This window comes from Aliidongia sp. (assembly GCF_035943795.1).
Lineage (GTDB): Bacteria > Pseudomonadota > Alphaproteobacteria > ATCC43930 > CGMCC-115725 > Aliidongia.
Genome location: NZ_DASZBY010000062.1, coordinates 1 through 26,454, shown reverse-complemented (window position 1 = coordinate 26,454; position 26,454 = coordinate 1). Strand labels below are relative to the sequence as shown.

At 67.8% G+C, this 26,454-nt stretch carries 24 protein-coding genes; 12 read left to right on the top strand and 12 right to left on the bottom strand.

What is annotated here, in order from left to right; all coding sequences use genetic code 11:
* Positions 1-96 precede the first annotated feature (96 nt).
* Positions 97-1,323, bottom strand: coding sequence for an MFS transporter (locus VGV37_RS10565; protein ID WP_326879627.1), 1,227 nt, complete (start codon positions 1,321-1,323; stop codon positions 97-99).
* Between the two features lie 150 nt (positions 1,324-1,473).
* On the opposite strand from VGV37_RS10565, the gene VGV37_RS10560 reads away from it, so the two are divergent.
* The 8 genes from VGV37_RS10560 to VGV37_RS10525 all read left to right on the top strand — a co-directional run bounded on the left by VGV37_RS10560 (position 1,474) and on the right by VGV37_RS10525 (position 10,930).
* Positions 1,474-4,086 carry a DUF2339 domain-containing protein gene (locus VGV37_RS10560; RefSeq protein ID WP_326879626.1) on the top strand — a complete coding sequence of 871 codons (2,613 nt, stop codon included), beginning with the start codon at positions 1,474-1,476 and terminating at the stop codon, positions 4,084-4,086.
* Positions 4,087-4,122: 36 nt separating this feature from the next.
* Positions 4,123-4,929, top strand: coding sequence for a bifunctional demethylmenaquinone methyltransferase/2-methoxy-6-polyprenyl-1,4-benzoquinol methylase UbiE (gene ubiE, locus VGV37_RS10555; protein WP_326879625.1), 807 nt, complete (start codon positions 4,123-4,125; stop codon positions 4,927-4,929).
* A 5-nt stretch (positions 4,930-4,934) separates the two neighbouring features.
* On the top strand, positions 4,935-6,500 hold the full coding sequence (ubiB, locus tag VGV37_RS10550; RefSeq protein ID WP_326879624.1) for a 2-polyprenylphenol 6-hydroxylase: 1,566 nt from the start codon (positions 4,935-4,937) through the stop codon (positions 6,498-6,500).
* Positions 6,501-6,509: 9 nt separating this feature from the next.
* A complete protein-coding gene (gene coaBC, locus VGV37_RS10545; protein WP_414637969.1) occupies positions 6,510-7,730 on the top strand; it encodes a bifunctional phosphopantothenoylcysteine decarboxylase/phosphopantothenate--cysteine ligase CoaBC in 1,221 nt (406 codons plus the stop codon).
* Positions 7,730-8,179: a dUTP diphosphatase gene (gene dut / locus VGV37_RS10540; RefSeq protein WP_326879623.1), complete on the top strand. Its 450-nt coding sequence runs from the start codon at positions 7,730-7,732 to the stop codon at positions 8,177-8,179. Before coaBC ends, dut begins: the two co-directional genes overlap by 1 nt.
* Before the next feature lie 210 nt (positions 8,180-8,389).
* On the top strand, positions 8,390-9,346 hold the full coding sequence (gene cysK / locus VGV37_RS10535) for a cysteine synthase A (protein ID WP_326879622.1): 957 nt from the start codon (positions 8,390-8,392) through the stop codon (positions 9,344-9,346).
* A gap of 8 nt (positions 9,347-9,354) precedes the next feature.
* Positions 9,355-10,125 (top strand): molybdopterin-synthase adenylyltransferase MoeB, encoded by a 771-nt coding sequence (locus VGV37_RS10530; protein ID WP_326879621.1) that lies wholly within the window; start codon positions 9,355-9,357, stop codon positions 10,123-10,125.
* 37 nt (positions 10,126-10,162) lie between these two features.
* The gene (locus VGV37_RS10525) at positions 10,163-10,930 is read left to right on the top strand and encodes a transporter substrate-binding domain-containing protein (protein WP_326879620.1); all 768 of its coding nucleotides are present in this window, start codon (positions 10,163-10,165) and stop codon (positions 10,928-10,930) included.
* A gap of 54 nt (positions 10,931-10,984) precedes the next feature.
* On the opposite strand, the gene VGV37_RS10520 is transcribed toward VGV37_RS10525, so the two are convergent.
* The 4 genes from VGV37_RS10520 to VGV37_RS10505 form a co-directional block, all read right to left on the bottom strand.
* On the bottom strand, positions 10,985-11,500 hold the full coding sequence (locus tag VGV37_RS10520) for a DUF1993 domain-containing protein (protein ID WP_326879619.1): 516 nt from the start codon (positions 11,498-11,500) through the stop codon (positions 10,985-10,987).
* Positions 11,501-11,616: 116 nt separating this feature from the next.
* On the bottom strand, positions 11,617-12,072 hold the full coding sequence (locus VGV37_RS10515; protein WP_326879618.1) for an Hsp20 family protein: 456 nt from the start codon (positions 12,070-12,072) through the stop codon (positions 11,617-11,619).
* Positions 12,073-12,225: 153 nt separating this feature from the next.
* The gene (locus tag VGV37_RS10510) at positions 12,226-13,770 is read right to left on the bottom strand and encodes an ATP-binding protein (RefSeq protein WP_326879617.1); all 1,545 of its coding nucleotides are present in this window, start codon (positions 13,768-13,770) and stop codon (positions 12,226-12,228) included.
* 121 nt (positions 13,771-13,891) lie between these two features.
* The gene (locus tag VGV37_RS10505) at positions 13,892-14,890 is read right to left on the bottom strand and encodes a zinc-dependent alcohol dehydrogenase family protein (RefSeq protein WP_326879616.1); all 999 of its coding nucleotides are present in this window, start codon (positions 14,888-14,890) and stop codon (positions 13,892-13,894) included.
* 118 nt (positions 14,891-15,008) lie between these two features.
* Here VGV37_RS10505 and VGV37_RS10500 point away from each other — a divergent pair, with 118 nt between their 5' ends.
* On the top strand, positions 15,009-15,860 hold the full coding sequence (locus VGV37_RS10500) for a LysR family transcriptional regulator (RefSeq protein WP_326879615.1): 852 nt from the start codon (positions 15,009-15,011) through the stop codon (positions 15,858-15,860).
* Positions 15,861-15,903: 43 nt separating this feature from the next.
* On the opposite strand, the gene VGV37_RS10495 is transcribed toward VGV37_RS10500, so the two are convergent.
* Complete coding sequence (locus tag VGV37_RS10495) at positions 15,904-16,968, bottom strand: 3-deoxy-7-phosphoheptulonate synthase (protein ID WP_326879614.1); 1,065 nt, start codon at positions 16,966-16,968, stop codon at positions 15,904-15,906.
* A gap of 248 nt (positions 16,969-17,216) precedes the next feature.
* Between VGV37_RS10495 and VGV37_RS10490 the strand changes: the two genes are divergently transcribed.
* Positions 17,217-17,903 carry a DUF1194 domain-containing protein gene (locus tag VGV37_RS10490; protein ID WP_326879613.1) on the top strand — a complete coding sequence of 229 codons (687 nt, stop codon included), beginning with the start codon at positions 17,217-17,219 and terminating at the stop codon, positions 17,901-17,903.
* Positions 17,904-17,907: 4 nt separating this feature from the next.
* Here VGV37_RS10490 and VGV37_RS10485 read toward each other — a convergent pair whose 3' ends face one another.
* From VGV37_RS10485 to VGV37_RS10465, 5 genes are all read right to left on the bottom strand, one after another.
* Positions 17,908-18,831, bottom strand: coding sequence for a dihydrodipicolinate synthase family protein (locus VGV37_RS10485; protein ID WP_326879612.1), 924 nt, complete (start codon positions 18,829-18,831; stop codon positions 17,908-17,910).
* Positions 18,832-18,861: 30 nt separating this feature from the next.
* Positions 18,862-20,160 (bottom strand): MFS transporter, encoded by a 1,299-nt coding sequence (locus tag VGV37_RS10480; protein ID WP_326879611.1) that lies wholly within the window; start codon positions 20,158-20,160, stop codon positions 18,862-18,864.
* 63 nt (positions 20,161-20,223) lie between these two features.
* Positions 20,224-21,396, bottom strand: a complete 1,173-nt coding sequence (locus VGV37_RS10475; protein WP_326879610.1) for an L-rhamnonate dehydratase — start codon at positions 21,394-21,396, stop codon at positions 20,224-20,226.
* A gap of 21 nt (positions 21,397-21,417) precedes the next feature.
* On the bottom strand, positions 21,418-22,449 hold the full coding sequence (locus tag VGV37_RS10470; RefSeq protein WP_326879609.1) for a 4-hydroxythreonine-4-phosphate dehydrogenase PdxA: 1,032 nt from the start codon (positions 22,447-22,449) through the stop codon (positions 21,418-21,420).
* Positions 22,450-22,623: 174 nt separating this feature from the next.
* Positions 22,624-23,607 carry a LysR family transcriptional regulator gene (locus VGV37_RS10465; RefSeq protein WP_326879608.1) on the bottom strand — a complete coding sequence of 328 codons (984 nt, stop codon included), beginning with the start codon at positions 23,605-23,607 and terminating at the stop codon, positions 22,624-22,626.
* A 424-nt stretch (positions 23,608-24,031) separates the two neighbouring features.
* On the opposite strand from VGV37_RS10465, the gene purU reads away from it, so the two are divergent.
* A complete protein-coding gene (gene purU, locus VGV37_RS10460; protein WP_326879607.1) occupies positions 24,032-24,895 on the top strand; it encodes a formyltetrahydrofolate deformylase in 864 nt (287 codons plus the stop codon).
* A gap of 7 nt (positions 24,896-24,902) precedes the next feature.
* Here purU and VGV37_RS10455 read toward each other — a convergent pair whose 3' ends face one another.
* Positions 24,903-25,766, bottom strand: a complete 864-nt coding sequence (locus VGV37_RS10455; protein WP_326879606.1) for an NmrA family NAD(P)-binding protein — start codon at positions 25,764-25,766, stop codon at positions 24,903-24,905.
* A 391-nt stretch (positions 25,767-26,157) separates the two neighbouring features.
* Here VGV37_RS10455 and VGV37_RS10450 point away from each other — a divergent pair.
* Positions 26,158-26,454 (top strand): hypothetical protein (locus VGV37_RS10450; RefSeq protein WP_326879605.1); only part of this gene is annotated, 297 nt, incomplete at its 3' end.

Sequence of the window (26,454 nt, the reverse complement as noted above, 5' to 3'; positions counted from 1 at the left end):
CCAGCGGCCGATCGTCCGGAAGCGGACGGCATTCTGTCCGGTTCCGGACAGTTCGGTGCGGCGGCGCGACCCCAGGGATCGCGCCGCCGCCCAGCTTCAGGCCGTCGCCGTACGCGGCTTCTCCAGGTTCGGCAGGAACACCGTGAAGATGCCGATCAGGGGTAGGAACGAGCATAGCTTGTAGACATAGTCGATGCCGGCCACGTCGGCGACATGGCCCAGCACGGCGGCGCCGATGCCGCCCATGCCGAAGCTGAGGCCGAAGAACAGGCCGGCGATCAGGCCGACCTTGCCCGGCACCAGTTCCTGGCCGAACACGACGATGGCGGAGAAGGCCGAGGACAACACCAGGCCGATGATGACCGAGAGAATGGTCGTCCAGAACAGGTCGGCATAGGGCAGCAGCAGGGTGAACGGCGCGACGCCCAGGATCGACACCCAGATCACGATCTTGCGTCCGATCTTGTCGCCGATCGGTCCGCCGATGATCGTGCCGGCCGCGACAGCGCCCAGCAGCACGAACAGGTGGATCTGCGCCGACGCCACGGTGAGGCCGAACTTGCTGATCAGGTAGAAGGTGAAATAGCTGCTGAGGCTGGCCAGGTAGAAGAATTTCGAGAAGACCAGCAGGCCCAGCACGCCGAGCGTGCCCAGCACCTTGCCCCGGCTCAACTCGACATGGCCGGGGCCGCGCTTCGCCTTGGGCTTCAGCAGCGACGCATTCGCCTTGTACCAGCGGCCGACCGCGAACAGCACGCCCATGGCGATCAATGCCGCGACCGAGAACCACGAGATGGCATATTGCCCGCGCGGAATGATGATGACGGCGGCGAGCAAAGGTCCCAGCGCCGAGCCGAGGTTGCCGCCGACCTGGAATAGCGACTGGGCGAAACCATGCCGGCCGCCTGACGCCATGCGGGCGACGCGCGAGGATTCCGGATGGAATACCGACGATCCGGTGCCGACGAACGCGGCCGCGATCAGCAGGATCGGATAGCTGGGCGCCACCGACAGCAGCAGCAGGCCCATCAAGGTGAAGCCCATGCCGATCGGCAGCGAATAGGGCTTCGGCCGCTTGTCGGTATAGAGCCCAATGACCGGCTGCAGCAGGGAGGCGGTGATCTGGTAGGTGAGCGTGATCAGCCCGATCTGGCCGAACGACAGGTCGAAGCTGGTCTTCAGCATCGGGTAGATCGCCAGCAGCAGCGACTGGATCATGTCGTTCAGCATGTGCGCGAAGCTGATCGAGCCCAGAATGCCGAACACCGGTCCGGCGCCGGCTTTCATCTTGTTCAGTGTGCCGTCGTCCAGGGTCGTGCTCATGGTACCGCCAGATCGTTGATGTCGCGATCGGAGCATAGCGCCGGTCGTTTTGCGATGTCCTGCCAACTTCTATCGATAAACGGACACGTATCTACGACGGCGATACAAAGCCCTTGACCGAAACCCTGGCTTGCAGCTCCCCTTAAAGCCATGGATTCGCTGATTTCCCTCGCCATTCTCATCGGCTTGTTCGCTGGTCTCGGCTGGCTGCTCGGTATCATCGGCTTCTTCAAGGCGCTGGCCGCCCGGGAGGAAGTGCGCGAGCTTCGTCAGATCGTCATCGCGTTGATGGCACGCGAAGCCGTTGCCGAACGCCCCGGCGAACCGGCCATGGCCCCGGTCGTTCCCGAATTCGTCGAGCCCTCGCCCGAGGTCGTCGACCCGGCAGAGCCGCCGCCCGTCGAGACGCTCGAGGCCGTGGTCGTGCCACCGCCCGTGAAGCCGAAGCGCGATCTGGAAGCGCTCATCACCATGCGCTGGGGCGTCTGGCTGGGGGCGGCGGCTCTGCTGTTCGCCGGCATCTTCCTGGTGCGCTATGCGGTCGAGCAGTCGTTGCTCGGCCCCGCTGCACGCTGCTCGCTCGCCGGTCTGCTGGGATTTGCCCTGCTGGGTACCGCCGAATGGCTGCAGCGTCATGAAGGTCCACCACTGCCCGGTCCGCTCGGCCGCGATCAGGCGCCGGCCGGGCTTGCCGCGGGCGGCATCGCGATCCTGTTCGGTGCCGCTTACGGCGCCGGCCCGTTCTATGGGCTGCTGCTGCCACTGGTAGCTTTTGCGGCGCTGGCCGCGGTTTCGCTGCTCGGGCTGGCCGCGGCCCTGCGCTATGGCCAATTGACCGCTGCGATCGGCCTGGCCGGCGCCTTCGCAACGCCGGCGCTCGTCGCGACCGATTCGCCGTCGCTGCCCGGCCTGTTCGCCTATCTGCTGCTGGTCTCGGCGGCGTCGCTGTTCGTGGTCCGCCATACCGCCTGGACCTGGCTCGGCTGGGCGACCGCGATCGCCGGCGCGGTCTGGATCTGCGTCGCCGATGCGATGCAGGTGCCCGATTCCTGGGTCGCCGGCCTCTTCATGCCGGCCGCCGTGGCGCTCAACCTGTTCCTGCTGCCGGCGGCCGCCCTCGATCATCCGGTCGGGCGGCGTCTCGCCTGGGTGCCGTTCGCCGTGCTCGCCGCCGCCGGCTTACTGCTCGAAGCCGGCGTGACCGGCAGCGCGCCGCGTCTGGGGCTGTTCCTGCTGTCGCCGCTCGCGGTGGCGAAGGCGGTAACGGAGCCGCGGCTCGACCGGCTGCCGTGGCTCGCCGCCCTGGTCGGCCTGGCGACGCTGCTGCTCTGGGCGCTGCCCGCCTGGGTGCCGACCGGTGAGGTGCTCACCATCGAGGGCGCCGTGCAGGCCGTGCTGCCCGGCGCCTGGGCGCCCCAGGTCGTCCAGCCGCTGATCATCGCCGCTGCCCTGTTCGCCGTCTTCCATGCCGCCGCCGGCTCCTGGCTGGAACGCCGGGCGCCCAACCCGCTGCATTGGGCAGCCCTGGTCGCCGCCGTCCCGGTCGTGACCCTGGCCGTCGTCTATACGCAGGTGACGCGTTTCCAACCCGACGCGGCCTGGGCCGTCGCGGCCGCCGTGCTGGCGGCCGCGCTGACCGGCGCCACGCTCGCCGCCGCGCGCGAGCAGTCGCTGCAGCGCGCCGGCACCCATGCCGCCGGCGCCGTTGCCGCCCTGGCGCTCGGATGCGCCATGCTGCTGCATGATTATTGGCTGTCGCTGGCGGTCGCCCTGTTCCTGCCGCCCTTGGCCTGGATCGAGGATCGGGCCGACCTGCCCCCGCTGCGCCGGGTAGCGCTGGCCGTGGCAACCCTGGTCCTGGTCCGGCTGCTGGCGAACTGGTACGTGCCGACCTATGAATTCGGCACCGGGGCGATGCTAAACGGCCTGATCCCCGGCTATCTCATTCCCGCAGCGGCCTTCGCCTATGCCGCGATCCTGTTCCGCCGCCGGGCCGATGACCTGCTCGTCGCCGTCCTGGAAGCCGGGGCGGTCGCCTTCGCCGCCTGCTTCGTGGCGCTTGAAATCCGCCATGGCTTCGGCCGGGGCCACCTCGACGGTCGGCTTGATTTTCACGAGGTCGCCTCGCATGTACTGACGGCGGCGCTGCAGGCCATCGGCTATCTCTACCTGGCCCGGCGCACCGGCCGCGCGGTGCTGCGCTGGGCCGGCCACCTGCTGGGCGCCCTCGCGTTCGTCTCGGCGGTGCTGCTGATCATCCTCAATCCGGCCTTCACCGGCGTGCGGGCCGACAGTCTCGCCCTGCTCGCCGCCTATCTCGCGCCGGCTGCGCTGGCGCTGGTCGCGCGCGGCTATCTGGCCGATCCGCGCTGGCGCAAGGCGCTCGCGACCTATGCCCTGGTCGCAGGCTTCGCATGGATCACCCTGCAGATCCGGCAGTTCTTCCATCCCGGCTCGCTCAGTCTGTTCGACGGGCGCGTCGAGGATGCGGAGCTCTGGGACTGGTCGGGCGCCTGGCTGCTCTACGGCATCGGGCTGATGGTCCAGGGCATCCGCACCCACGAACGCGGGCTGCGCCTGGCCGCCCTCGGCGTCATCGGGCTGGTGTGCGCCAAGGTCTTCCTGATCGACATGTCGGGCCTGACCGGCTTGTGGCGCGTGCTGTCGTTCCTGGGGCTCGGTCTGACGCTCATCGGCCTGGGCGTCTTCCAGCGTCGTTTCGTGCAGCCGGCCCGGCAGGCCGAGGATGCCCAGCCGGGCTAGCGGCCCCCGGACGCCCGCGCTATGTTCCGGCCCATGATGAGCGACGATATCCCCAGTCCCGCGAGCGACCCCCCCGGCTCGACCCATTTCGGCTTTCGTACCGTGGCCGAGGACGAAAAGGTCGGCCTGGTGCGCGGCGTGTTCGATTCCGTGGCTGGCCGCTACGATCTCATGAACGATCTCATGAGTGCCGGCATCCATCGCCTGTGGAAAACGGCGCTGATGGACTGGCTGCACCCGCGGCCGGGTCAGCATCTGCTCGACGTCGCGGGCGGGACCGGCGACATCGCGTTCCGCTTCCTGGAGCGGGCGCGGCCGCGCGACGCCACGGCGGAACATCCCCCGGTGCCGGCGCGGGTCACGGTCTGCGACATCAACTGGAACATGCTGGGCGTCGGGCGCGATCGGGCGATCGACCGGGGCATCCTGGGCGGCATCGACTGGGTGTGCGGCGATGCCGAAGCGCTGCCGGTGCCGTCGGGCTCGGTCGATGCCTATACCATCGCGTTCGGCCTGCGCAACGTCACTCATATCGACCTGGCGCTGGCCGAGGCGCGGCGCGTGCTGAAGCCGGGCGGGCGGTTCATCTGCCTCGAGTTCAGCCACGTCGCGGTGCCGGTGCTCGACAAGCTCTACGACACCTATTCCTTCCAGGTGCTGCCGCGGCTGGGCCGCTGGGTCGCGAAGGATGAAGAGTCCTATCGCTATCTGGCCGAGAGCATCCGACGCTTCCCGCCCCAGGGCGAGTTGGTGGAACGCATGCGCGCGGTCGGGTTCGACCAGGTGAAATATCGCAACCTCACGGGTGGCATCGCGGCGATGCATTCGGGCTGGCGGCTCTGAGCGGCGTGTTCCGCGCGCTACGGCATCTGGGCGCGCTCGTCCGGATCGGCTGGCATCTGGCCCGCCACGACGCCCTGTTCCCGTTGCGCAACATCGTCGGCCTGACGCCGTTCCTGCGTGTCGCCCGCTGGGTCCGGCCGCCCGCCGAAGTGGTGCTGGGCCTGCGCGAGGGGCAGCGGCTAGCCTTGGCACTGCGGCAATTGGGGCCGAGTTTCATCAAGCTGGGCCAGGCGCTGTCGACCCGGTCCGACCTGATCGGTGAGGAGGTCGCGGCCGATCTCTCGACCCTGCAGGACAATGTGCCGCCGTTTCCGGGTGCCCAGGCGGTAGCCGTCATCGAGGCCGAGATGGGCATGCCGCTCGCCCAGCGCTTCTGCCGGTTCGACGAGGTTGCCATTGCCGCCGCCTCGGTCGCCCAGGTGCATTTCGCGACGACGACCGAGGGTGCAGAGGTCGCGGTCAAGGTGCTGCGGCCGGGGGTCGAGCAGGCGTTCGCACGCGATCTCGACCTGCTGCTGTGGCTGGCCGAACAGCTGGAACGGTTCCAGGCCATGCGCCGGCTGAAGCCGGTCGAGGTCGTGGGCCGGCTCGCCGAATCCGTCGCCTTCGAAATGGATCTGCGGCTCGAGGCGTCGGCGGCGGCAGAGCTGGCCGAGAATTTCGCCAAGGATCCGGATTTCCGGGTGCCGTCGGTCGATTGGCTGCGGACCGGCCGACGCGTGCTGGTGACGGAACGGATCCACGGCATCCCGGTCGGCGACCGCGAAGCGCTGCTGGCGGCGGGGCTGGAGCCGAAGGAGATCGTGCGCAAGGCGGCCGCCGCCTTCTTCGCCATGGTGTTCCGCGACGGGTTCTTCCACGCCGACCTGCATCCGGGCAACCTGTTCGTGGGCCTGGACGGCGCCATCGTCGCGGTCGATTTCGGCATCATGGGCCGGCTCGACCGCAAGCATCGCTTCTACCTGGCCGACATGCTGCTGGGCTTCCTGACCGGCAATTACCGGCAGGTCGCCCAGGTACATTTCGACGCGGGCTTCGTGCCGGCCAGCGAATCGATCGACGCGTTCACGCAGGCCTGCCGGTCGATCGGCGAGCCGCTGATGGGCCAGCCCCTGGAAAAGATCTCGGTGGCTCGTCTGCTGTCGCAGCTGTTCCAGATCACCCGCACCTTCAAGATGGAAACCCAGCCGCAGCTGCTGATGCTGCAGAAGACCATGGTGCTGGCCGAGGGGCTGGGCCGGATCCTCGATCCGTCGGTCAATATGTGGTCGCTGTCCCGTCCGCTGGTCGAGGACTGGATGGCGATCAACCGGTCCGGCCCGGCGCGCGCGCTGCTGACCGTGGGCGACGCGCTGGCCGGGCTCGAACGCCTGCCGGCGATGATGGGCGATTTCGAGCGGCTGCTGCGCCAGCTGTCGCACGGCGGCCTGTCGCTCGATGCCGAAACGGTACGCGCGATCCGCGGCGACGGTGGCCACCGCAATCCGATGATCTGGCCGCTGTGGATCGCGGCCCTGGCGCTCGCCGCCATGGCCATCGCCCAATTGGTCGCGGCCGCGCATTCGGTGTAGGATCGACCCATGGAAATGAGCCTGACGGGCCGGCGGGTCCTGCTGATCATCTCGGGTGGTATCGCCGCCTACAAGTGCCTCGACCTCATTCGCCGGTTGCGCGAACGGGGCTGCGCGGTGCGCTGCGTCCTGACCAAGGCGGCCGAGCAGTTCGTGACGCCGCTCGCGGCCCAGAGCCTGAGCGAGGACAAGGTCTATACCGAGCTCTGGTCGCTGACCGACGAGAGCGAGATGGGCCATATCCGCCTGTCGCGCGAGGCCGACCTGCTGGTCGTGGCGCCGGCGACGGCCGATCTGCTGGCCCGCATGGCGGCCGGCATGGCGAACGACCTGGCTTCGACGACCCTGCTCGCGACCGACAAGCCGGTCATGGTGGCACCGTCCATGAACGTGATGATGTGGCAGCATCCGGCGACCCAGAAGAATTTCCGCACCCTGCTGGATCGCGGCGTGCTGAGCGTCGGCCCCAATGCCGGCGACCTCGCCTGCGGCGAGATCGGGTCCGGCCGGATGGCGGAGCCGATGGAGATCGTCGGCGAGATCACCGCCTTCTTCGCCGGCGAGCAGCGGCCGCTGATCGGCCGGCGGGTGCTGGTAACCAGCGGCCCGACCCATGAGCCGATCGATCCGGTGCGCTACATCGCCAACCGCTCGTCGGGCAAGCAGGGCCATGCCATCGCCGGTGCGCTGGCCCGGCTCGGCGCCGACGTGACCCTCGTCTCGGGCCCGACCCACGAACCGACGCCGGTCGGCGTGACCCTGGTGCCGATCGAGACCGCGGCCGAGATGCTGGTGGCCTGCAAGGCGGCGCTGCCGGCCGACGTCGCGGTCTGTGCCGCGGCGGTTGCCGATTGGCGCGTGGCCGAGACGGCGGGACAGAAGGTCAAGAAGACCGGCGGCGCACCGCCCAGTCTGGCGCTGGTCGAGAACCCCGACATCCTCGCGACCCTGTCCATGCCCGGCCCATCGCGGCCGCGTCTGGTCGTGGGCTTCGCGGCCGAGACCGAGGACGTGGTCGCGCATGCGACAGCGAAGCGTCGCCGCAAGGGCTGCGACTGGATCCTGGCCAATGACGTGGCGCCGGAAACCGGCACGTTCGGCGGCGACGCCAATACCATTCAACTGATCGATGACGCCGGGGTCGAGCCCTGGCCGACCCTGAGCAAACTTGCTGTGGCCGAACGCCTGGCCCAGCGCATCGCCGCCCATTTCGGCGGGGAGACCGTCTGATGTCCATTCAAGTGCCGGTACTGCGCCTGCCGCATGCTGCCGACCTGTCGCTGCCGACCTATGCCACTCCGCTCAGCGCCGGCGTCGACCTGCGCGCGGCGATCGACCAGACCCTGATCCTGCCGCCGCTCGGCCGCATCGCCGTGCCGACCGGCATCGCCATCGCCCTGCCGGCGGGCTACGAGGCGCAGGTCCGCCCGCGCTCCGGCCTGGCGCTCAACGAGGGTGTCACGGTGCTGAACAGCCCGGGCACGATCGATGCGGATTATCGTGGCGAGATCAAGGTCATTCTGATCAACCTCAGCCACCGCCCCTTTGCCATCGAGCGCGGCCAGCGTATCGCCCAGCTGGTCGTGGCGCCGGTGATCCAGATCGGGTGGCAGGAAGTGCACGTGCTGGAAAAGACCGAGCGCGGCGACGGCGGCCACGGCTCGACCGGCTCGATGTGAGGCGGGGCATTTGCAGGCGGATGTTCGCCACCCCACATATCCGTCATTCCCGCAAACGCGGGAGCCAGCGTTACGCGCGGTAGCGCGGAGATAGAGTTTCATGTCGCCGCCGACGCGGCTCTTGCGGGATTGCCGCCTTCGCGGGAATGACGGGCAGGGGTGGCAGATCGGTGTCTTCCAGATACGATCCTCAATTGCCAGGAGAACCTGATGTCCTCGACGCCACCCTTTCGCGGCCGGATCTATGACGGCATTCTGGACACGATCGGGGCGACGCCGCTGGTCCGGCTGCGCAAGCTGGCCCACCAGTACGGCGTCAAGGCCGACATCACGGCCAAGCTCGAGTTCTTCAATCCGCTGGCCTCGGTCAAGGACCGCATCGGTCGCGCCATGATCGAGGCGGCCGAGGCCGATGGGCGGCTGAAGCCTACCACCGTGATCGTCGAGCCGACCTCGGGCAATACCGGCATCGCGCTGGCCTTCGTCTGCGCCGCCAAGGGCTACCGTCTGATCCTGACCATGCCCGAAAGCATGTCGGTCGAACGGCGCAAGATGCTGAAGCTGCTGGGTGCGGAAACGGAGCTCACGCCCGCCGCCGCCGGCATGAAGGGGGCTATCGCCCGCGCCGAGGAACTGGTCAGGGAAATCGGCGACGCGATCATCCTGCAGCAGTTCCAGAATCCGGCCAATCCGGCGATCCATCGCGCGACCACGGCCGAGGAAATCTGGGGCGATACCGCGGGCCTGGTCGATGTCGTGGTTTCCGGCGTCGGCACCGGCGGTACGCTCACCGGCATTTCCCAGGTCATCAAGCCGCGCCGCCCCAGCCTCAAGATGATCGCGGTCGAGCCCGAGGACAGCCCCGTCCTATCCGGCGGCGCGCCCGGTCCGCACAAGATCCAGGGCATCGGCGCCGGCTTCGTGCCCGATACGCTGGATCCCAAGGAGGTCGACGAGGTCGTGCGCATTTCCAACGACCGCTCCTTCAAGATCGCCCGCGAGGTCGCCCGCCTCGAAGGCATACCGGTCGGCATCTCGTCCGGCGCGGCGCTGGCGGCGGCGCTCGAAGTGGGCTCGCGCCCCGGGATGGAGGGCAAGCTGATCGTCGCCATCATCCCGAGCTTCGCCGAGCGCTACCTGTCGACGCCCCTGTTCGAGGGGCTCTGACCCGGCCGATGCGCGATCTCGACGATGCCGAGTTCGAGCGCTATGCCCGGCATCTGATCCTGGACGAGGTCGGCGAGGAAGGGCAGGCGAGACTGCTCGCCGCCCGCGTCCTGGTCGTGGGTGCGGGCGGACTGGGATCGCCGCTGCTGCTCTATCTGGCAGCGGCCGGGGTCGGTACGCTCGGCATCGTCGATGATGACGCGGTCTCGCTGTCGAACCTGCAGCGGCAGGTGATCCACCGGACCGCGGATATCGGACGGCGCAAGATCGACAGCGCCGGCGAGGCCTTGAACGCGATCGAACCGGCGGTGACGCTCGATCTGTGGCCCGAGCGGCTGACGCAAGCCAACGTCGACGATCTGGTGGCGCGCTATGACCTAGTCGCCGACGGCAGCGACAATTTCGCGACCCGCTACCTGGTGAACGACGCCTGCGTGCGCCATGCGAAACCGTTCGTCTCGGGCGCGCTGCTGCGGTTCGAGGGGCAACTGTCGACCTTCAAGCCCCATGCCGGGCCGAGCCATCCCTGCTACCGCTGCCTGTTCCCGGAGCCGCCGGCTGCCGGCTCCGTGCCCCGTTGCGAGGAGGCCGGTATCCTGGGCCCGGTCGCCGGGGTCATCGGCACCCTGCAGGCGACCGAGGTGCTGAAGGAACTGCTGGGCATCGGCGAGAGCCTGTCCGGGCGGCTGATGATGTATGACGCGCTCGGCAGCTCGTTCTACACGGTACGCGTGCCGCGCGATCCGCATTGCCCCTGCTGCGGGACCGGGGCATCTTAGGCGCCAATCAAAACAATGCCCTGGGAGGGGCCGCCTGATGCGCCGCCTGATGTCCGTTCTGCTGCTCGCCGGCCTGGCCGGTTCCGCGCTCGCCGCCGACCCGATCACCCTCGACACGATCAAGACGCGCGGGACCCTGCGCGTCGGCACGCCGGGCGATTATCGTCCGTTCGCCATCCACAATGCCGATGGCAGCTACGAGGGCGCCGACATCGACATGGCCAAGGGTTTCGCCGGCAAGCTGGGCGTGCGGCTCGAGGTCGTGCCGACCGAATGGGCGAAGCTGCAGGGCGATTTCGACGGGGGCAAGTTCGATATCGCGATCGGCGGCATCACCATCACGCCGGACCGTGCGGCCAAGGGCGACTTCTCCGTGGCGCTGCTCGAAGACGGCAAGCGGCCGGTCGTACGCTGCGCCGACAAGGACAAGTTCACCTCCGTCGCCGCGATCGACCAGCCCGCGACCCGCGTGGTGGTCAATCCGGGCGCGGCCAACGAGGCTTTCGCCCGCGCCAACTTTCACCAGGCCGCCATCACCGTGAACCCGGAAAACCTCACGGTCCCCGACCGGATCGTCGAGAACAAGGCGGACGTGTTCGTCACCGACGGCATCGAGGTCGACCTGATCGCCAAGCGCCACCCGGGCGTGCTGTGCGCGGCCGCGGTGCCGGGGCCGTTCACCCACCTGACCAAGGCCTGGTACTTCCCGAAGGACCAGGCCCTGAAACAGGCGATCGACGGCTATCTGGGTGCCGCCAAGACTGACGGCACCTGGGCCGCGACACTCGAAGCGTCGATGAAGTAGCGGGCAGGACACACCCTTTCGTCATTCCCGCGCCGACGGTCGGCGATCACACGCTTACCGGATCGGAATGGCGCCCAGGAAGTCGCGCTTGCCGACGGCGACGCCGGCATGGCGCAGGATGTCGTAGGCGGCGGCGGCGTGGAAATAGAAGTTCGGCAGGCCGAAGCCGAACAGGTAGTCGGCACCGGTGAATTCCACCTCACGGCTGCCGAGCTTCATGGGAATGGTGCGCGCCTCGGCGCCCTCGAATTCGGCGGCGGGCAGCGACTTCACGAAATCCGCGACCTTGGCGATGCGCGCCTTCAACTCGTCGAAGCTGGTTTCGACGTCGGGCAGGCTCGGCATCTCGACGCCGGCCAGGCGCGCGGTGATGCCCTTGGCCTGGTCGGTCGTCACCTGGATCTGGCGGGCGAAGGCGTACATGTCCGGTGCCAGGCGATAGGAGATCAGCACGGCCGGATCGATCTTGCGCGCCTCGCAATGGGCGGCGGCCTTGTCGATGATGGCCGACAGGCTGTCCAGGATCTGCAGAATGGCCGGGACGGCGGCTTGGTGGATCGAGACGCTCATGGTTGGGTTCCTCCCTGGGGGTTCGTTCGGGTCGTGCGGCCGTGTGGATCGGCCGTCATGAAAAACGCCGCCCGGATCGCTCCGGGCGGCGCTCGCATTGTGCAACAGGGGCCTGCTCAGGCCGCCTGCTGGTTGATCACCTTCGGTGCCGAGGCGCCGCTGATGATCTGGATGGTCCGGGGCTTCAACGCTTCCGGCACTTCACGCTTGAGGTCGATCGACAGCAGGCCGTTCTCCAGGGCTGCGTCGGTGACCTCGATATGGTCGGCCAGCTCGAAACGACGATCGAAGCCGCGCTGGGCGATGCCCTGGTGCAGGTACTGCACGCCGTCCTTGGCCTGGCGCTTGCCAACGACGACGAGTTGGTTCGGACGGGCGGTGATCGTGATGTCGTCGAGCGAGAAGCCGGCCACCGCGAGCGTGATGCGGTAGGTCTGCTCACCGGTCTTTTCGATGTTGTAGCGGGGATAATTGTCAGCCGGGGCCGACTGCTGGGATTCCTGGAGGAGATTCAGGACCCGATCGAAGCCGATGGCCGAACGATAAAGGGGCGCGAAGGCGAGAGCACTCATGTCCATATCCTCGTGTGTGAGCAACATGGGAGCGCAGACGGCCGCTGCGGGACGTCCGCGCGCCAGATGTGTTCGAACCCCTTCTGGGCATCCGAACGAGACTGAATTTGGGGAGGATGCCCGGCGCTTCAAGAGGGCAGGGCATTCATCCGATCAAATTTTCCAGGCGAGCTGGTTCGGCGCTTCCGCCGGCTTGGCTCCGGCCGCGTCGGGCCCGGTCGGATCGCCGGGCGCAGTTTCCCAGCCGAGTTCCGGCAGCGCCACGATGCGATGGCCCGACAGGTCCTGGCGGCAGACGATCGAGCCCTGTTCCTCCATGTAGGTCAGCAGCCGTCGGGCGCGGCCCAACGAACGGCTGCCGTAGGCCCGCGCGATCGTGCCGTCGGACGGGCAGGGCAGATGGTCGAGCGCCGAGCGGGCGAGCAGCAGGAACACGCCCTGCACGTCGTCGGGCAGGCCGGCGGCGATGGCCAGCGCCTGGGCCCATTCCGGACTGTCCGCGACCTCGGCACCGACGCCGGCGCGCGCGGTGGCGAGGCGCCGGCGGAACGCCGGGATGTCGAGCGGCTTGCCGGCCATGTTGTGGATCCGGCAGCGCACCAGGAAATCCTGATACAGCACGGCGACCGAGCGGAACGCCGCATCCGGGTCGGCCGCGACCTGGCGCAGCACGTCGTCGAGCTTGCGCGCCGTCTCGGCGGCTTCCTCCGGCGTGGCCGTGCGCGGCGCCGGGCGGCCGCGATCGCCGAACGGTGCCGGACGCGACTGGGCCAACTGGGTCAGGATGTCGGGCGGCGGGCTCGCCGGGGCTGCTCGGCGGATGCTGGTCCGCATCGGTTCCGCTTCCGGCGCCCTCAGGATCAGCTCGCGCATGTCTTCCGACGCCGACTGGGGCAGCGGCATCAGCTTCGGGCTCATGCCGCGCGTCGCGGTCTCGACCGTGCCGATCTTCAGCGGCAGCGGCCGGCGCGATAGGGCCGGGCCCAGCGCGATGAAATGCCCGCGCTCCAGGTCGCGGAACATCTCGGCCTGGCGCCGTTCCATGCCCAAGAGGTCGGCGGCGCGCGCCATGTCGATGTCGAGGAAGGTGCGGCCCATCAGGAAATTGGACGCCTCGGCCGCGACATTCTTGGCGAGCTTGGCCAGGCGCTGGGTCGCGATCACGCCGGCCAACCCGCGCTTGCGGCCGCGGCACATCAGGTTGGTCATGGCGCCCAGCGACACCTTGCGCGCCTCGTCCGACACCTCGCCGGCGGCGGCAGGCGCGAACAGCTGGGCCTCGTCGACCACGACCAGCATTGGGTACCAGAAATCGCGCTCCGCATCGAACAGCCCGCCCAGGAAGGCGGCGGCGTGGCGCATCTGCAGTTCGGTATCGAGGTTTTCGAGGTTCAGCACGACCGACACGCGATGCTGGCGCACCCGTTCGGCGGCGCGCTGCAGCCCGGCCTCGGTATGGGCGGCGGCATCGATCACCATGTGGCCGTGCTTGTCGGCCAAGCTGACGAAATCGCCTTCCGGATCGATCACCGCCTGCTGCACCCAGGGCGCGCTCTGCTCCATCAGCCGGCGCAGCAGGTGCGACTTGCCGGAGCCCGAGTTGCCCTGCACCAACAAGCGGGTCGCCAGCAGCTCCTCCAGGTCGAGCGTCGCCGCCGGACCCGCCGCCGTGTTTCCCATGTCGATGGCAACCGTCATGCCGTGCTCCGAAGCCCCACCCGTGCCGCCGACTCGCAAGGCCGGTCGGCGGCCCCGTTCTATAGCGGATCGCGGGGGTGGGGCGGGAGTCTTGATCGCGCAGGGGCGGGGTGCGGTGGGCTTAGCGGACGTCGACCACGAGCTTGCCGGCGAGGCCGCCGTTCCGGATCGCCTGGTAGGCGTCGGCCACCGTTTCCAACGTGAAACGGCGCGGATCGAGTTGGGGCGCGACCTTGCCGGCTTCGACCAGCCGCGTCGCCTCGCGCAGGATCTCGCCATGATGCTCGCGCCCTTCGCCGGTCAGCATCGGCAGCAAGGTGAACACGCCGGAATAGGTCGCGGCCCGGAACGACAGCGGCGCAAGCGCATGGGTGCCCCAGCCGAGGCAGCTGACGACGTGGCCGAAGCGGCCGACCGCCTGGAATGCGCCGTCGAGCGTGGCGCCGCCGACCGTGTCGTAGACGAGGTCGAAGCCGCGTCCACCAGTGTGATGGGCGACATATTGCTCGACCGTCATGGCGCGATAATCGATCGGCTTGGCGCCCAACTGGATCAGGAATTCCGCTTTCGTCGCCGAATCGACGGCGAAGACCTCCGCACCCAGGGCATGGGCGATCTGGACCGCAACATGGCCGACGCCGCCGGCACCGCCCAGGACCAGCACCTTCTGGCCGGCCTGGATTTTGGCACGGTCGACCAGCCCTTCCCAGGCGGTGATGAAGATCAGCGGCAGGGCCGCAGCCTCGCGCATGCTGAGGTTCGCGGGCTTCGGCGCCAGCAGGCGGGCGTCGACCGCGGCGTATTCGGCGAGCGAGCCCTGCAGGCCACCGACGCCACCGGTCATGCCATAGACCTCGTCGCCGCGGCGGAACCCGCTGACGCCGGGGCCGACCGCCTCGACCACGCCGGCGAGATCGATGCCCAGGATGGCCGGCAGCGGGTGGCGGGCATGGGCCGCCTCGCCGGCATGGATCTTGGTGTCGAGCGGGTTGACGCCGCTGGCCTCGATGCGGACCAGGACCTGGCCGGCGGCCGCGACCGGCCGTGCGATCGGGGCGACGCGGAAGACCGCGCCATGGGTCTCGAGAATTGCCGCCGTCATCAGGGTATCCGTGGCCATGGTGCGTTCCTTTGGGTTGGTTGGCTTGTCCTGCTCCCTAATTTCGGTATTAAAGGCTTGTTTGGAAACGAACGATACTGCACGAATTCCATTCAGAAATGAATGGAAGGTGCTATCGATGGAATGGAGCGATCTGCGGATATTCCTGGCCATCGCGCGCGAAGGCACGCTGGGCGCCGCCGCGCGGAAGCTGGGGCAGAGCCAGCCGACCATGGGGCGTCGCCTGCGCGCCTTGGAGCAGGCGGTCGGCCAGACATTATTTCAGCGCACCGGCGAGGGTTTCGTGCTGACCGACGAGGGTGCCGCCGTGCTGTCCCATGCCGAGCGCATCGAGGAGGAGGCCCTGGCGTTCGAGCGCCAGCTGGCCGGCCAGGACCGGCAGCTCGACGGCATGCTGCGGCTCTCGTCGTCCGACTGGTTCGGCGTGCATCTGCTGACGCCGGTGCTGGCCGAATTCGCGACGCTGCAGCCGCGCGTCGTCGTCGAATTGCTGACCGACGCGCGGCTCTACAGCCTGCCCCGGCGCGAGGCCGACATGGTGTTCCGGATCAAGCCGTTCGACGAACCGGAGGTCGTCTCACGCCGTCTGATGCATATCGGTTATGGCGTCTATCTCAAGGCCGGCCTGGCGCCGCCGCGTGCCGGCGACGGCACGGGCACGCCACTCATCACCATGGACACGGCGTTTGGCGGCATGCCCGACGCGGTCTGGCTGGCCCGCATGCTGCCGAACGCCCATGTCGTCTCGCGCAGCAACAACCGCGACATTCAGGCCCGGATGTGCGCCCGCGGCGCCGGTGTGGCCGTGCTGCCCCGCCCGCTGGGCGACGGGCTGCCGGGGGTCGAGCGCATCGACCTCGGCGAGGCACCGCCCGGGCGGGACACCTGGGTCGGTTATCACCGCGATCTGAAACGCCTGGCGCGGTTGCGGGCGCTCCTGGACCTGATGATCGAGCGGCTGGCGAATTGAGTGGGCTGGAGCTCTATCCGTTCAACTCTTCCGTCCTTGAGGCTCACGCCGCCCTCGACCGCTGGCGTTGCCGCACCGCATCGGCCAGTGTTTCCAGCACGGTGACCGAGGTCGCCCAGTCGATGCAGCCGTCCGTGATGCTCTGGCCATAGACCAGCGGCTGGCCGGGGACCAGGTCCTGGCGGCCGGCGACCAGGTGGCTTTCGATCATGGCGCCGATGATGCGGCGGTCGCCGGCCGCGACCTGGGCCGCGATCGCATCCACGACCTGCGGCTGGTTCTCGGGCTTCTTGCTGCTGTTGGCGTGGCTCGCATCGATCATGATCCGCGGGGCGAGGCCGGAACGGGTCGCTTCGGCCGAGGCGGCCTCGACGCTGGCGGCATCGTAGTTCGGTGCCTTGCCACCGCGCAGGATGACGTGGCAATCCTCGTTGCCCGTGGTGGCCGCGATGGCGGCGCGGCCTTCCTTGGTGACGGCCATGAAATGATGCGGGTGCGAGGCGGCGGTCACCGCATCGACCGCGACGCGCACGCCGCCGTCGGTGCCGTTCTTGAAGCCGATCGGACAGCTGAGGCCGGACGCCAACTCGCGATGCACCTGGCTTTCCGTGGTGCGCGCGCCGATGGCGCCCCAGGCGACGAGGTCGGCCATGTATTGCGGCGAGATCGTATCCAGGAACTCGCAGCCGGCCGGCAGGCCCATGCGGTTGATGTCGAGCAGCAGATTGCGGGCGCTGCGCAGGCCCTCGTCGATCCGGAAACTGCCATCGAGCCGCGGGTCGTTGATCAGGCCTTTCCAACCGACCGTGGTGCGCGGCTTCTCGAAATAGACGCGCATGACGATTTCGAGCGCGTCGCCAAGGCGCCGGCGCTCGCCCAGCAGCCGTTCGGCGTAGTCGCGCGCGGCGACCGGATCATGGATCGAACACGGGCCGATCACGACGACCAGCCGGTCGTCCTGGCCGTGCAGGATGCGATGCACGGCACGCCGGGCGTTCGTCACCGTCGCGGTGACGGTTTCGTTCCGGGGCAACTCGTCGATCAGCGTGACCGGGGGAACGAGTGCGGTGATCTCGCGGATGCGCAGATCGTCGGTGGTATGCGGCACGGGTCGGCACTCCTGGTGATGGTCGTGCCGGCGGCACAAAAAAAGCCGCCAGGCAGACTGGCGGCTCTTCGGATTTCGCGTTTTCGTTCGTCTAGGTCACGCGCTCCCGGTCCCGCCAGCGATGTAGCGGGGATAAAATCGGGCATAATAGGTCCGGGCGGCGATCATGGGCGTGACGCTACCGGCAGAAGACGTGGCCTGTCACGCATAATGTGCGACGCTATCGGCCGGAACGCGAGGTAGGGGCGATGCTGCGGCGATCCGTTCTGATCCTGATCTGCCTCGGGCTTGGGGGCGCGGCCCGCGTCGATCGCGCCGTCGACGTGGCGCTGGTGCTGGCGGTCGACATCTCCTCGAGCGTCGACGAAGCGCGCTTCCGCCTGCAGCAATCGGGCTATGCCGCCGCGTTCCGCAGCCCGTTGGTTCAGGCGGCATTGCTGAGCGGCCCGAAGCATTCGATCGCCGTCGCCTACGTGCAATGGGCCGGTGCGCGATCCCAGCATCTGGTGGTGGCCTGGACGCTGATCGACAGCGAGGCCGCGTCGCAGGCGCTGGCCGACCGGATCGAGGCGAGCGACCGGCTCGACGAAGGCAGCACCTCGATCAGCGGCGCCATCGCCTTTGCCATGGACCTGCTCGCGAGCGCGCCCTATGGCGCGGAGCGTCGGATCATCGACGTCTCGGGCGACGGCAGCAACAACAGCGGCCGCATGGCGCATCTGGCGCGCGACGAGGCGGTCGCGGCCGGCATCACCATCAACGGGCTGCTGATCCTGGCGGTCGAACCGGAATTGGACCGCTACTACCGCGAAAACGTCATCGGCGGGCCGGGGGCCTTCCTGGTCTCGGCGACCAGCTTTGCGACCTTTGCCACCGCAATCGCCAACAAACTGGTGCGCGAGGTGGCGGCGGTGAGGGGGCCGGCGCCCGGCTGAGCCGTCATTTCGCCCAGCGCAATGCCAGCGGGTCGAGCCTGCGGGCGATCTCGATCAGGCCGGTGCGCGTCGCCGGGTGCAGCGGGGCGATCGGCGCTCGCGGCGCGTCGCTGGCGATGATGCCGCCGGCCTGCATCAACGCCTTGGCCGCCAGCAGCCCGCATTGCCGGTTCTCGTAGTTGATGAGCGGCAGCCACCGGTCGTAGCCGCGCTGGGCCGCATCGCGGTCGCCGGCCAGATAGTCGCGCACGATCGGCGCCAATCCATCCGGATAGCCGCCGCCGGTCATGGCGCCGGTGGCGCCCGCGTCGAGGTCGGCCAGCAGGGTGATCGCCTCCTCGCCGTCCCACGGGCCCACGACATGCTCGCCGCCTTGCGTGATCAGGTCGCGCAGCTTGTTGGCGGCGAACGGCGTCTCGATCTTGAAATAGGCGACGGCCTCGACCTCGCGCGCCAGCCGGGCCAGGAACGCTGCCGACAGGGGAGTGCCGCTGACCGGCGCGTCCTGGATCATGATCGGGATGGTGATCGCGTCGGACACGGCCCGGAAGAACTGCTCGATGCCCGGCTCCGCCACGCGGATCGTGGCGCCGTGATAGGGCGGCATGACCATGACCATCGCGGCGCCCATGTCCTGCGCCTGGCGCGACCGCTCGGCGCAGAGCCGCGAGGAATAATGCGACGTGGTGACGATCACCGGCACCCGGCCCGCCACGTGCTCGAGGATCGCACGGGCCAGTGTGACCCGCTCCTCGTCCGACAGCACGAACTGCTCGGAGAAGTTGGCGAGGATGCACAGCCCGTTCGAGCCGGCATCGATCATGAAATCGACGCAGCGTTTCTGGCCGGGCAGGTCGATCTCGCCGGTCTCGGTGAAGATCGTCGGCACGACCGGGAAGACGCCTTGGAAGCGGGGTTGGGTCGGCATGCTATCGGTCTCCGTTCTGTGCAACACGGGTCATCGCGGGGCGACCGCCGGCAGGGCGCCGGGCGTCGCGTTGTCGTCCGTGCCCAATCTTACCTCCGGCCGGATGGTAAAAGCCAAGACCGCGCCGAGCAGCAGCAAGACGACCGAGCCGACGAACGGGGCGGTCCAGCTGCCGGTCCGGTCGATGATGAAGCCGAACAGGATCGGCGAGACGATCCCCGCCACCGCCGACCCGGCGTTGATGATGCCGCTCGCCGTGCCGGCATAGGCCGGCGCCACGTCCATCGGCACCATCCAGATCGGCGCGATCGACATTTCGATGAAGAAGAACGCGGCGCTGAGCGAGAGTGTCATGATGGTGAGGTCGCTGCTCGCCAGCACTGGCACGAGGCAGATCGCCGAAGCGACGAAGGTCGCCGAGATCAGGACCGAGCGCGAGAGGGTCAGGCTGCCGGTCTGCTTGAAGATCCGGTCGGCGAGGATCCCGCCCATCGCATCGCCCACCACGCCGGCGAAGAACACGCCCGACACGAACATCGACGAGCTCTTGATGTCGTATTTGTACGCGTGCAGGAAGAAGCTCGGCAGCCAGGTGAAATAGAGCCAGCCGGTCCAACCGTAGCAGAAATAGACCGCAGCCGACGGTGCGATGCGCTTCAGCAGGCGTCGCCACGGGATCGGATCCTTGCGGGTCGACTGCGGCGCCACCTCGGCCCGGGGCGGCAGGCGGTCGAGCTCGGCCTGGGTGATGCCCGGGTCCTCGGTCGGATGGTCGCGGAACCCCAGATACCAGAAGACGAGCCACACTGCGGTGCCGATGCCGACGATGATGAAGGAGGTCCGCCAGTCGGTCAGCGTGATCAGCAGGGCCACGACCGGCGGAGCCACCGCGTTGCCGAAGCGCGAGAAGGAATGGGTGACGCCCTGGGCCATGCCGCGCTTGTCGACCGGAAACCAGTTGGTGATCGCCCGGGCGGCGGCCGGCAGGGCGGCGCCCTCGCCGATGCCGAGTGCCAGGCGGACGGCGAACAGCGCGGCCAGGCTGCCGACGAAGCCGGTTGCGATCGTCGTCACCACCCAGATCGACACACAGCCGAGCAGGGTCCAGCGCGGCCCGAACTTGTCGGCGATCACGCCGCCGATGATCTGGGTCACCAGGTAACTGTAGGCGAAGGCGGAAAACGCGATGCCCAGTTCGAGATTGCTGAGCCTCAATTCCTTTTGCACGAAGGACGCGGCGGTCGATAGGTTGACCCGGTCCAGGTACAGAAGGAAGCTGAGGCCGCACAGCAGCGCGAAGACCCTGGTGGTCGCTCGTGGCCGAAACATGGGTTTCTCCCTCTTGAGGCGGCGCCCTGTCGACGGCGCTCTTTTCTCGGATGGCGGGTGGCGCTATTCGATGATGTCGAACTGATCCAGGTACTCGTCGGAGATCTCGAGGCCGAGGCCGGGCAGGTCGTCGTCCAGATCCAGGAAGCCGTTCACCGGCGTCGGGTCGCCCTTGAAGATGTAGTAGAACAGCTCGTTGCCGACCTCGACGTCGTGCACCGGGAAGAACTCGGACATCGGGCTGGCGAGCGTGGACATGGTCAGGTGGTAGTTGTGCATCTGGCCGGCATGCGGGATGACCGGCACGCTGAACGCCTCGGCCAGCGCATTGATCTTGTGGGCCGCCGTGATGCCGCCGACGCGGTTGGTGTCGTATTGGATGACGGAGACCGCCTTGCGCTCCAGCAATTGCCGGAAGCCGTAGGGGGTGAACTCGTGCTCCCCGCCCGAGATCGGGATGCTGGTCAGGGCGTTCAGCTCGGCATAGCCGTCGATGTCGTCGGCGATCACCGGCTCTTCCAGCCAGCGCGGCTCGAACTTCTCCAGCTTCGGCAGGATGCGCCGGGCATATTCGACGTTCCAGCCCATGTAGCATTCGAGCATCAGGTCGCGATCGTCGCCGATGACTTCGCGTAGTGCTGCGACCGCGTCCAGGTTCTTGCGCACGCCCTCCGGCCCGTCCTTCGGGCCGTAGCCGAAGCGCATCTTCATGGCATTGAAGCCCTGGTCGACGTAGGATTGCGCCTCGCGCTGCATTTCCGTGAGATCGGTGCGATAGAGCTTGCTGGCGTAACACGGGATCTTTTCCTTGGTGCGCCCGCCCAGCAGCTTGAACACGGGCCGGCCCACTGCCTTGCCCATCAGATCCCAGATCGCAATGTCCACCGCGCTGATCGCGGCCATGCCGATGCCCTTGCGGCCCCAGGCCATCGTGCTGCGATACATGCGCTGCCAATGGTATTCATAGTCGAACGGGTCGCCGCCGATGAGCATTGGCGCCAGGTAGAGATCGATGATCTGCTTGGCGATCCGGGGCGCCAGCGCCACGTTGCCGATGCCGACATGGCCCTCGTCGGTCTCGATCTCCACGACCGTCCAGCCATGGAAGCGGAACGTGCCCATGGCGTCGCCGCGGGCATAGAGCGCATCGGTGGCGTTGGTGCAGAAATGGCTTTGGGGCGGAACGACATGCCCCTTCCATTCAAAGACCCGCGTACGGACTTTGGTGATCTTCATCGATTTGGTCCTTGTCGAAAATCAGGCGGCGATGCCGCTGCCGGCCCGGTAGCTGGCGCCGAGGCGTGCCGCGAGCAGGAACGCCTGGGCCGTCGCCTCGACGTTCGCCTTGTTGGCGCCGACGATGTCGAATGCAGTGCCGTGGGCCGGTGTGGTGATCGGCACCGGCAAGCCGCCCTGCACCGTGACGCCCTTCTCGAAGCCCAGCAGCTTGATCGCGACCTGCCCCTGGTCGTGGTACATGGTCACGACCGCGTCGAGCAGCCCGTCGCGCGCCTTGAGGAAGATCGTGTCGGCCGGGTAGGGGCCGAGGATCGGCACGCCCTCGGCGTTGAGCTCCCGGGCCGCCGGCTCAATGATGTCGATCTCTTCCCGCCCGCAAGTGCCGCCGTCGCCGCCGTGGGGATTGAGTGCGGCCAGGCCGATGCGCGGGTTGGCGAAACCCGCGCGGCGCAGGGTCTCCCCGGTCAGTTTCGCCGCCGCCTTGATCCGGTCCTTGGTGATGAGCGTCGTCACCTGGGCCAGCGGCACATGGCTGCTGATGCGCGAGGTCCATAGCGTGCCCAGCGTGTTGAACTCGCAGAAATAGGACGTGACGCCCAGGTGGTCGGCGAAGAAATGCAGCTCGTCCTCGAATGCCATGCCGCCTTTCTTCAAGGCCTGCTTGTTGAGCGGGGCGAAGCAGATGGCGTCGATGTCGTGCCGGGTGAATGCGTCGAGGCAGAGCGTCAGCGCCGCGCGGGCGCCGCGACCGGCCGCGGCGGTCATCCGGCCCGGGACGATGTCGGCCTGGGCGACGGTATCGGTCGCCAGGAACATCGGCAGATCGTCGCCGCCCGTCTTGGCCGCGGCCCAGTTCTCGATCGGCCGCACCGTCGGCGTCAGGTTCGCGACCCGCTGCCCCTCCGCCCAGACCCAGGGGTCGCCGACCAGCACGATCCGGGCGGCCGCGACGACATCGGGGCGTGACAGCAGCTTCGCCACCAGCTCGGGTCCGATGCCGGAAGCGTCGCCGAGCGTCAGCGCGACAACGGGTCTGGTGGATGCGGACATCGGTTCACTCCCTCGTACGCGGCTTCCACGTCCGGTTGGTCCGGGGCGGGGCTGCGTTGATTTCGTTATCGCGAAGGATCGGTGGATCCATCGAATGACGCAGTATCGCGAGAGTTCTTGCCGTCGGCTAATCGGAAGATGACATCATGCGATCACGTTTTCGGATCGCAAGGGTCAGGGCATGGGCTCGAGCGGTTCCGAGGTGATGCGGAGCTGATGGGCCGTGCTGCGAAGCGTCGTCATCAGGCATTCGAGCGCAGGGCCGATCGGGCGGTCGGCGAGGGTGATGAGGCCGCACGGCTCCATGCCGGCCGGCAGTTCGACCGGCAGTTCGGCGAGGGTGCCGAGGGCGATGAAATAGCTGGCGATGCTGTCCGGCACCGAGCCGACCATGCCGGTCTGGGCCAGCAGGCTCGCGGTTGCCAGCATCGAGACGGTCTCGACCGAATGGCGCGGCAGGTCGAGCCCGGCCGTGGCGAAGGCGGCCTCGATCGTATGGCGCATCGGGGTCGTATCCTGCTGCATCACCCAGTTCTCCTGGGCGAGGTCGGCGAGCGTCAGCCCGCGCCGGGCCAGCAGCGGATTGTTCGCGCCGACGACGATCCGGATCTCTTCGTCGAGCAGGGGCTCCCAGGTCAGGCTGTCGCGATCCCGCTTGCTGATCGGACGGCCGACCACGACATCCAAGCGGCCACCATGCAGTTCCGCCAGCAACGCGTCGCTCGTATCCGTCAATAGCGAGACGCGCAGGGTCGGATGCTGCTGGCTGATCGACGCCAGCGCCCCGGCGATCAACCGCGGCACCGCGGCCATGACCGAGCCCAGATGGACGGTGCCGGCAATGCCGCGCTTCAAGCCCTCCATCTCCTGTTGCAACCGATGCAGGTCGCGAAGCAGCAGGCGGGCATGGCGGGCGGCGGCCATGCCATAGACCGTCGGCACCATGCCGCGCGGTTGGCGATCGAACAGGCTGACGCCCAGGGTGCGCTCAATTTCCTGCAGCAGCTTTGTGGCGGCCGGCTGGGACAGGTTCAGGCTCTCGGCCGCGCGATGCAGGTTCCTGGTCTCGATCAGCGCCAGCACCAGCGACATCTGCCGCAGCTTGAGGCGGCTGATGGTCGAGGACAGGAAATCGAAGGTCGCCGGGACGCGTGTCACCGCTGGGGCCTGCCGGTTCGTTTGCTCGGAGCCGCCAATGTAGGCGAAAGGTCGGCCCCGGCGCAAAGCGCTCCGGCGGGTCCCCGGATGAGACGGCCCGGCACCATGACGAGCCCCAGTCCGCGACAGTCCCCAGGCGCGCGGCCCATCCGCGTCGAAGGACTTGCATCGGATCGCGGCAAGGTGCCTTCTAAAGGGGTTGTAAACCCGGCGGGGCGCAGGCTTCCGATCGGCATAGCGGCTTGGCGCAGGAGCAGGACATGCGCGGTATCGGCGGTCTTATCTGGTTGATGGTCTTGACCATGGGCATCGTGCTGATCGCAGCCGCCCGCGGCGTCGGCGAACGCGCACTGGCACCGCTCCGACGCAAGCGCTGATCTCCTAGACCCGCGGCGGAACGGCTCGGTCGCCGAGAGAAACCTTCATGCCCGCTGCGCGCTACATCCTGACCCTGTCCTGTCCAAACCGCCCCGGCATCGTCGCCGCCGTCGCTGCCCATCTGTTCGAGAGCGGCAACAACATCCTCGAAGCGCAGCAGTTCGACGATACCGAAACCGATCGCTTCTTCATGCGCATCATGTTCAATCCGGTGGCGGAGAACCGGCCGCTCGACGACATGCGCCAGGCCTTCCGCCCTTGCGCCGACCGGTTCGCGATGGATTGGAGCCTGCGCGATCAGGCCGAAAAGCGGCGGGTCATGCTACTCGTTTCCAAGTTCGATCATTGCCTGACCGACCTGCTGTATCGCTGGCGGATCGGCGAGATGGCGATGACGCCGACCGCGATCGTCGCCAACCATCCGCGCGAAACCTATGCGGACATGGATTTCGGCGCGATCCCCTTCCATCACCTGCCGGCGACGCGCGAGACCAAGGCCGCCCAGGAGGCCCGGATCTGGGATCTGGTGCAGCAGACCGGAACCGACCTCGTCGTGCTCGCCCGCTACATGCAGGTGCTGTCGGACGATCTTGCCGGCAAGCTGGCCGGACGCTGCATCAACATCCATCATTCCTTCCTGCCGGGGTTCAAGGGCGCGAAGCCCTACCATCAGGCCCATGCCCGTGGCGTCAAGCTGATCGGCGCCACGGCGCATTATGTGACGGCCGACCTCGACGAAGGGCCGCTGATCGAGCAGGACGTCGAGCGGATCAGCCACAGCGACACGCCGGAGGACCTGATCCGCATCGGGCGCGACATCGAGCGGCGGGTGCTGGCGCGCGCGGTGCGCTATCACCTGGACGACCGCGTGCTGCTGAACGGCAGCAAGACGGTGGTGTTCGCTTCCTGACGCCGGTTCAGCGGCCGGCGTCGACCAGGCCCTGGAGCACCGTTTCCAAGGTGATCCGCCCGATCCGCTTCTGGGCATCACCGCCCTCGAAATCGATCCAACCTTCATTGAAGCCGTCGATCATCCGGATGCGCGGCAGGGGGTTCTTCATGCCCTGGGCGCGAAACAGCGACTCCCAGGTCTCGTGCGGCACTTCCTGCATTGCGACCGGATGGCCGAATGCCGTGGCGAAGCCGGCGGCGATGTCGTTGGCACCATAGCGGCGGGGACCTTCCAACTCGACGATGCGCGTGCCGCTCCAACTCTCGCCCAGCAGGTCGGCCGCAGTCCGGCCGATGTCGGCGGTGGCGACCATCGGGATCGGATGATCCAGCGGCTGCAGGAAACTGGGGACGGTCCCGGTCTTCGCCGCGGCCACGTCCCAGGCCGCGTTCTCCATGAACCAGGCAGCGCGCAGGAAAGCGACCGGCAGCGGCAGCGTGCGCAGGCCGTCTTCCGTGATCTTGGAATTGTTGAGCAGGTTCGGCTGCTCGGCCTGGGCGCCGACGGTCGATAGGAACACCAGCTTCGCCGGCCGCGCCGCCGTCAGGGCCGTCAGGATGCCTGCCAGGTTCGCACGGGTTTCCGGAAAGCCGGGCTCCGGATCGTAGTTCGGCGGCGTCATCAGGAAGACGCCTTCGACGCCGGTGAAGGCCGCGGTTAGCGCCGCGACGTCGGTAAGGTCGGCGACCGCGATCTCGCAGCCCTTGTCGGCCCACGGCTGGCCCTTGTCCGCATGGCGCACCACGGCGCGGACTGTGTGGCCGGCGTCCAGCAAAGCCTGGGCGGTGGCCCCGCCGACCTGGCCGGTAATTCCGGTGATGGCATACATGCTGGAGACTCCTTGTATGGCGGCCCTCTCGATCGACCGCCTTCGATAACAGGGGTTATCGCATGGGCCGGTCAGTGATTTTGCTGCGCTTATATCAGGGGATTCATGAGTAAAAATCACTTCTGCCTCGACCACCGCGGCACCAGTCGGCATCCAAATCGGAAATGCCGGAGATGTGATCGAGATCGCAGGTGTGTCCTGCCGTTCTCCTGCATAGTCGCCTTCAGGGTTTACCGCGCCGGCTTCCGTCTTGGCGTCGCGGATCACCCATCGTGTTGGCGATCAGTTCATCAGCCGCCCGTAGGAATGTCTTGAATTTAACCAGCGGTTCTCGACAAACTTTAGCGAACAAGCGCAAAATCTTTCCGATGTCCGACAGGGGTATGAGGCCATGATTCGTCTTGGTGTCGTTGCCGTTCCGCTGATGTTGTTCGCCTCGATCGCCATGCCCGCCCGGGCCGGGGTGGTCGTGCAGAACATTCCGAACCTCGTCGAGAGCTTGGGCGATTTCACCCCGTTCGACGTCAAGGCGCTGCCGTTCAACACGGCCTTGGGCGCGCTTCAGGATGTCACGCTGGAGTTCATCGGCAATTACACACCGGAGGTCCACAATGACCTCGGGCCGTTTCCTGCGACCGCGACGCTGTCGACGCGACTCTTCGTCTTTGCCGAGAATGGCGGTCCGACG

Excerpts from the sequence above, each read along its gene's own strand:
- VGV37_RS10505 (WP_326879616.1), bottom strand. The coding sequence starts at position 14,890 with ATGGCCACGGATACCCTGATGACGGCGGCAATTCTCGAGACCCATGGC.
- VGV37_RS10485 (WP_326879612.1), bottom strand. The coding sequence starts at position 18,831 with ATGCCGACCCAACCCCGCTTCCAAGGCGTCTTCCCGGTCGTGCCGACG.
- VGV37_RS10500 (WP_326879615.1), top strand. The coding sequence starts at position 15,009 with ATGGAATGGAGCGATCTGCGGATATTCCTGGCCATCGCGCGCGAAGGC.
- VGV37_RS10515 (WP_326879618.1), bottom strand. The coding sequence starts at position 12,072 with ATGAGTGCTCTCGCCTTCGCGCCCCTTTATCGTTCGGCCATCGGCTTC.
- VGV37_RS10525 (WP_326879620.1), top strand. The coding sequence starts at position 10,163 with ATGCGCCGCCTGATGTCCGTTCTGCTGCTCGCCGGCCTGGCCGGTTCC.
- cysK (WP_326879622.1), top strand. The coding sequence starts at position 8,390 with ATGTCCTCGACGCCACCCTTTCGCGGCCGGATCTATGACGGCATTCTG.
- VGV37_RS10490 (WP_326879613.1), top strand. The coding sequence starts at position 17,217 with ATGCTGCGGCGATCCGTTCTGATCCTGATCTGCCTCGGGCTTGGGGGC.
- VGV37_RS10470 (WP_326879609.1), bottom strand. The coding sequence starts at position 22,449 with ATGTCCGCATCCACCAGACCCGTTGTCGCGCTGACGCTCGGCGACGCT.
- VGV37_RS10475 (WP_326879610.1), bottom strand. The coding sequence starts at position 21,396 with ATGAAGATCACCAAAGTCCGTACGCGGGTCTTTGAATGGAAGGGGCAT.
- ubiE (WP_326879625.1), top strand. The coding sequence starts at position 4,123 with ATGAGCGACGATATCCCCAGTCCCGCGAGCGACCCCCCCGGCTCGACC.
- VGV37_RS10510 (WP_326879617.1), bottom strand. The coding sequence starts at position 13,770 with ATGACGGTTGCCATCGACATGGGAAACACGGCGGCGGGTCCGGCGGCG.
- coaBC (WP_414637969.1), top strand. The coding sequence starts at position 6,510 with ATGGAAATGAGCCTGACGGGCCGGCGGGTCCTGCTGATCATCTCGGGT.
- VGV37_RS10565 (WP_326879627.1), bottom strand. The coding sequence starts at position 1,323 with ATGAGCACGACCCTGGACGACGGCACACTGAACAAGATGAAAGCCGGC.
- VGV37_RS10530 (WP_326879621.1), top strand. The coding sequence starts at position 9,355 with ATGCGCGATCTCGACGATGCCGAGTTCGAGCGCTATGCCCGGCATCTG.
- VGV37_RS10520 (WP_326879619.1), bottom strand. The coding sequence starts at position 11,500 with ATGAGCGTCTCGATCCACCAAGCCGCCGTCCCGGCCATTCTGCAGATC.
- VGV37_RS10455 (WP_326879606.1), bottom strand. The coding sequence starts at position 25,766 with ATGTATGCCATCACCGGAATTACCGGCCAGGTCGGCGGGGCCACCGCC.
- dut (WP_326879623.1), top strand. The coding sequence starts at position 7,730 with ATGTCCATTCAAGTGCCGGTACTGCGCCTGCCGCATGCTGCCGACCTG.
- VGV37_RS10480 (WP_326879611.1), bottom strand. The coding sequence starts at position 20,160 with ATGTTTCGGCCACGAGCGACCACCAGGGTCTTCGCGCTGCTGTGCGGC.
- VGV37_RS10560 (WP_326879626.1), top strand. The coding sequence starts at position 1,474 with ATGGATTCGCTGATTTCCCTCGCCATTCTCATCGGCTTGTTCGCTGGT.
- purU (WP_326879607.1), top strand. The coding sequence starts at position 24,032 with ATGCCCGCTGCGCGCTACATCCTGACCCTGTCCTGTCCAAACCGCCCC.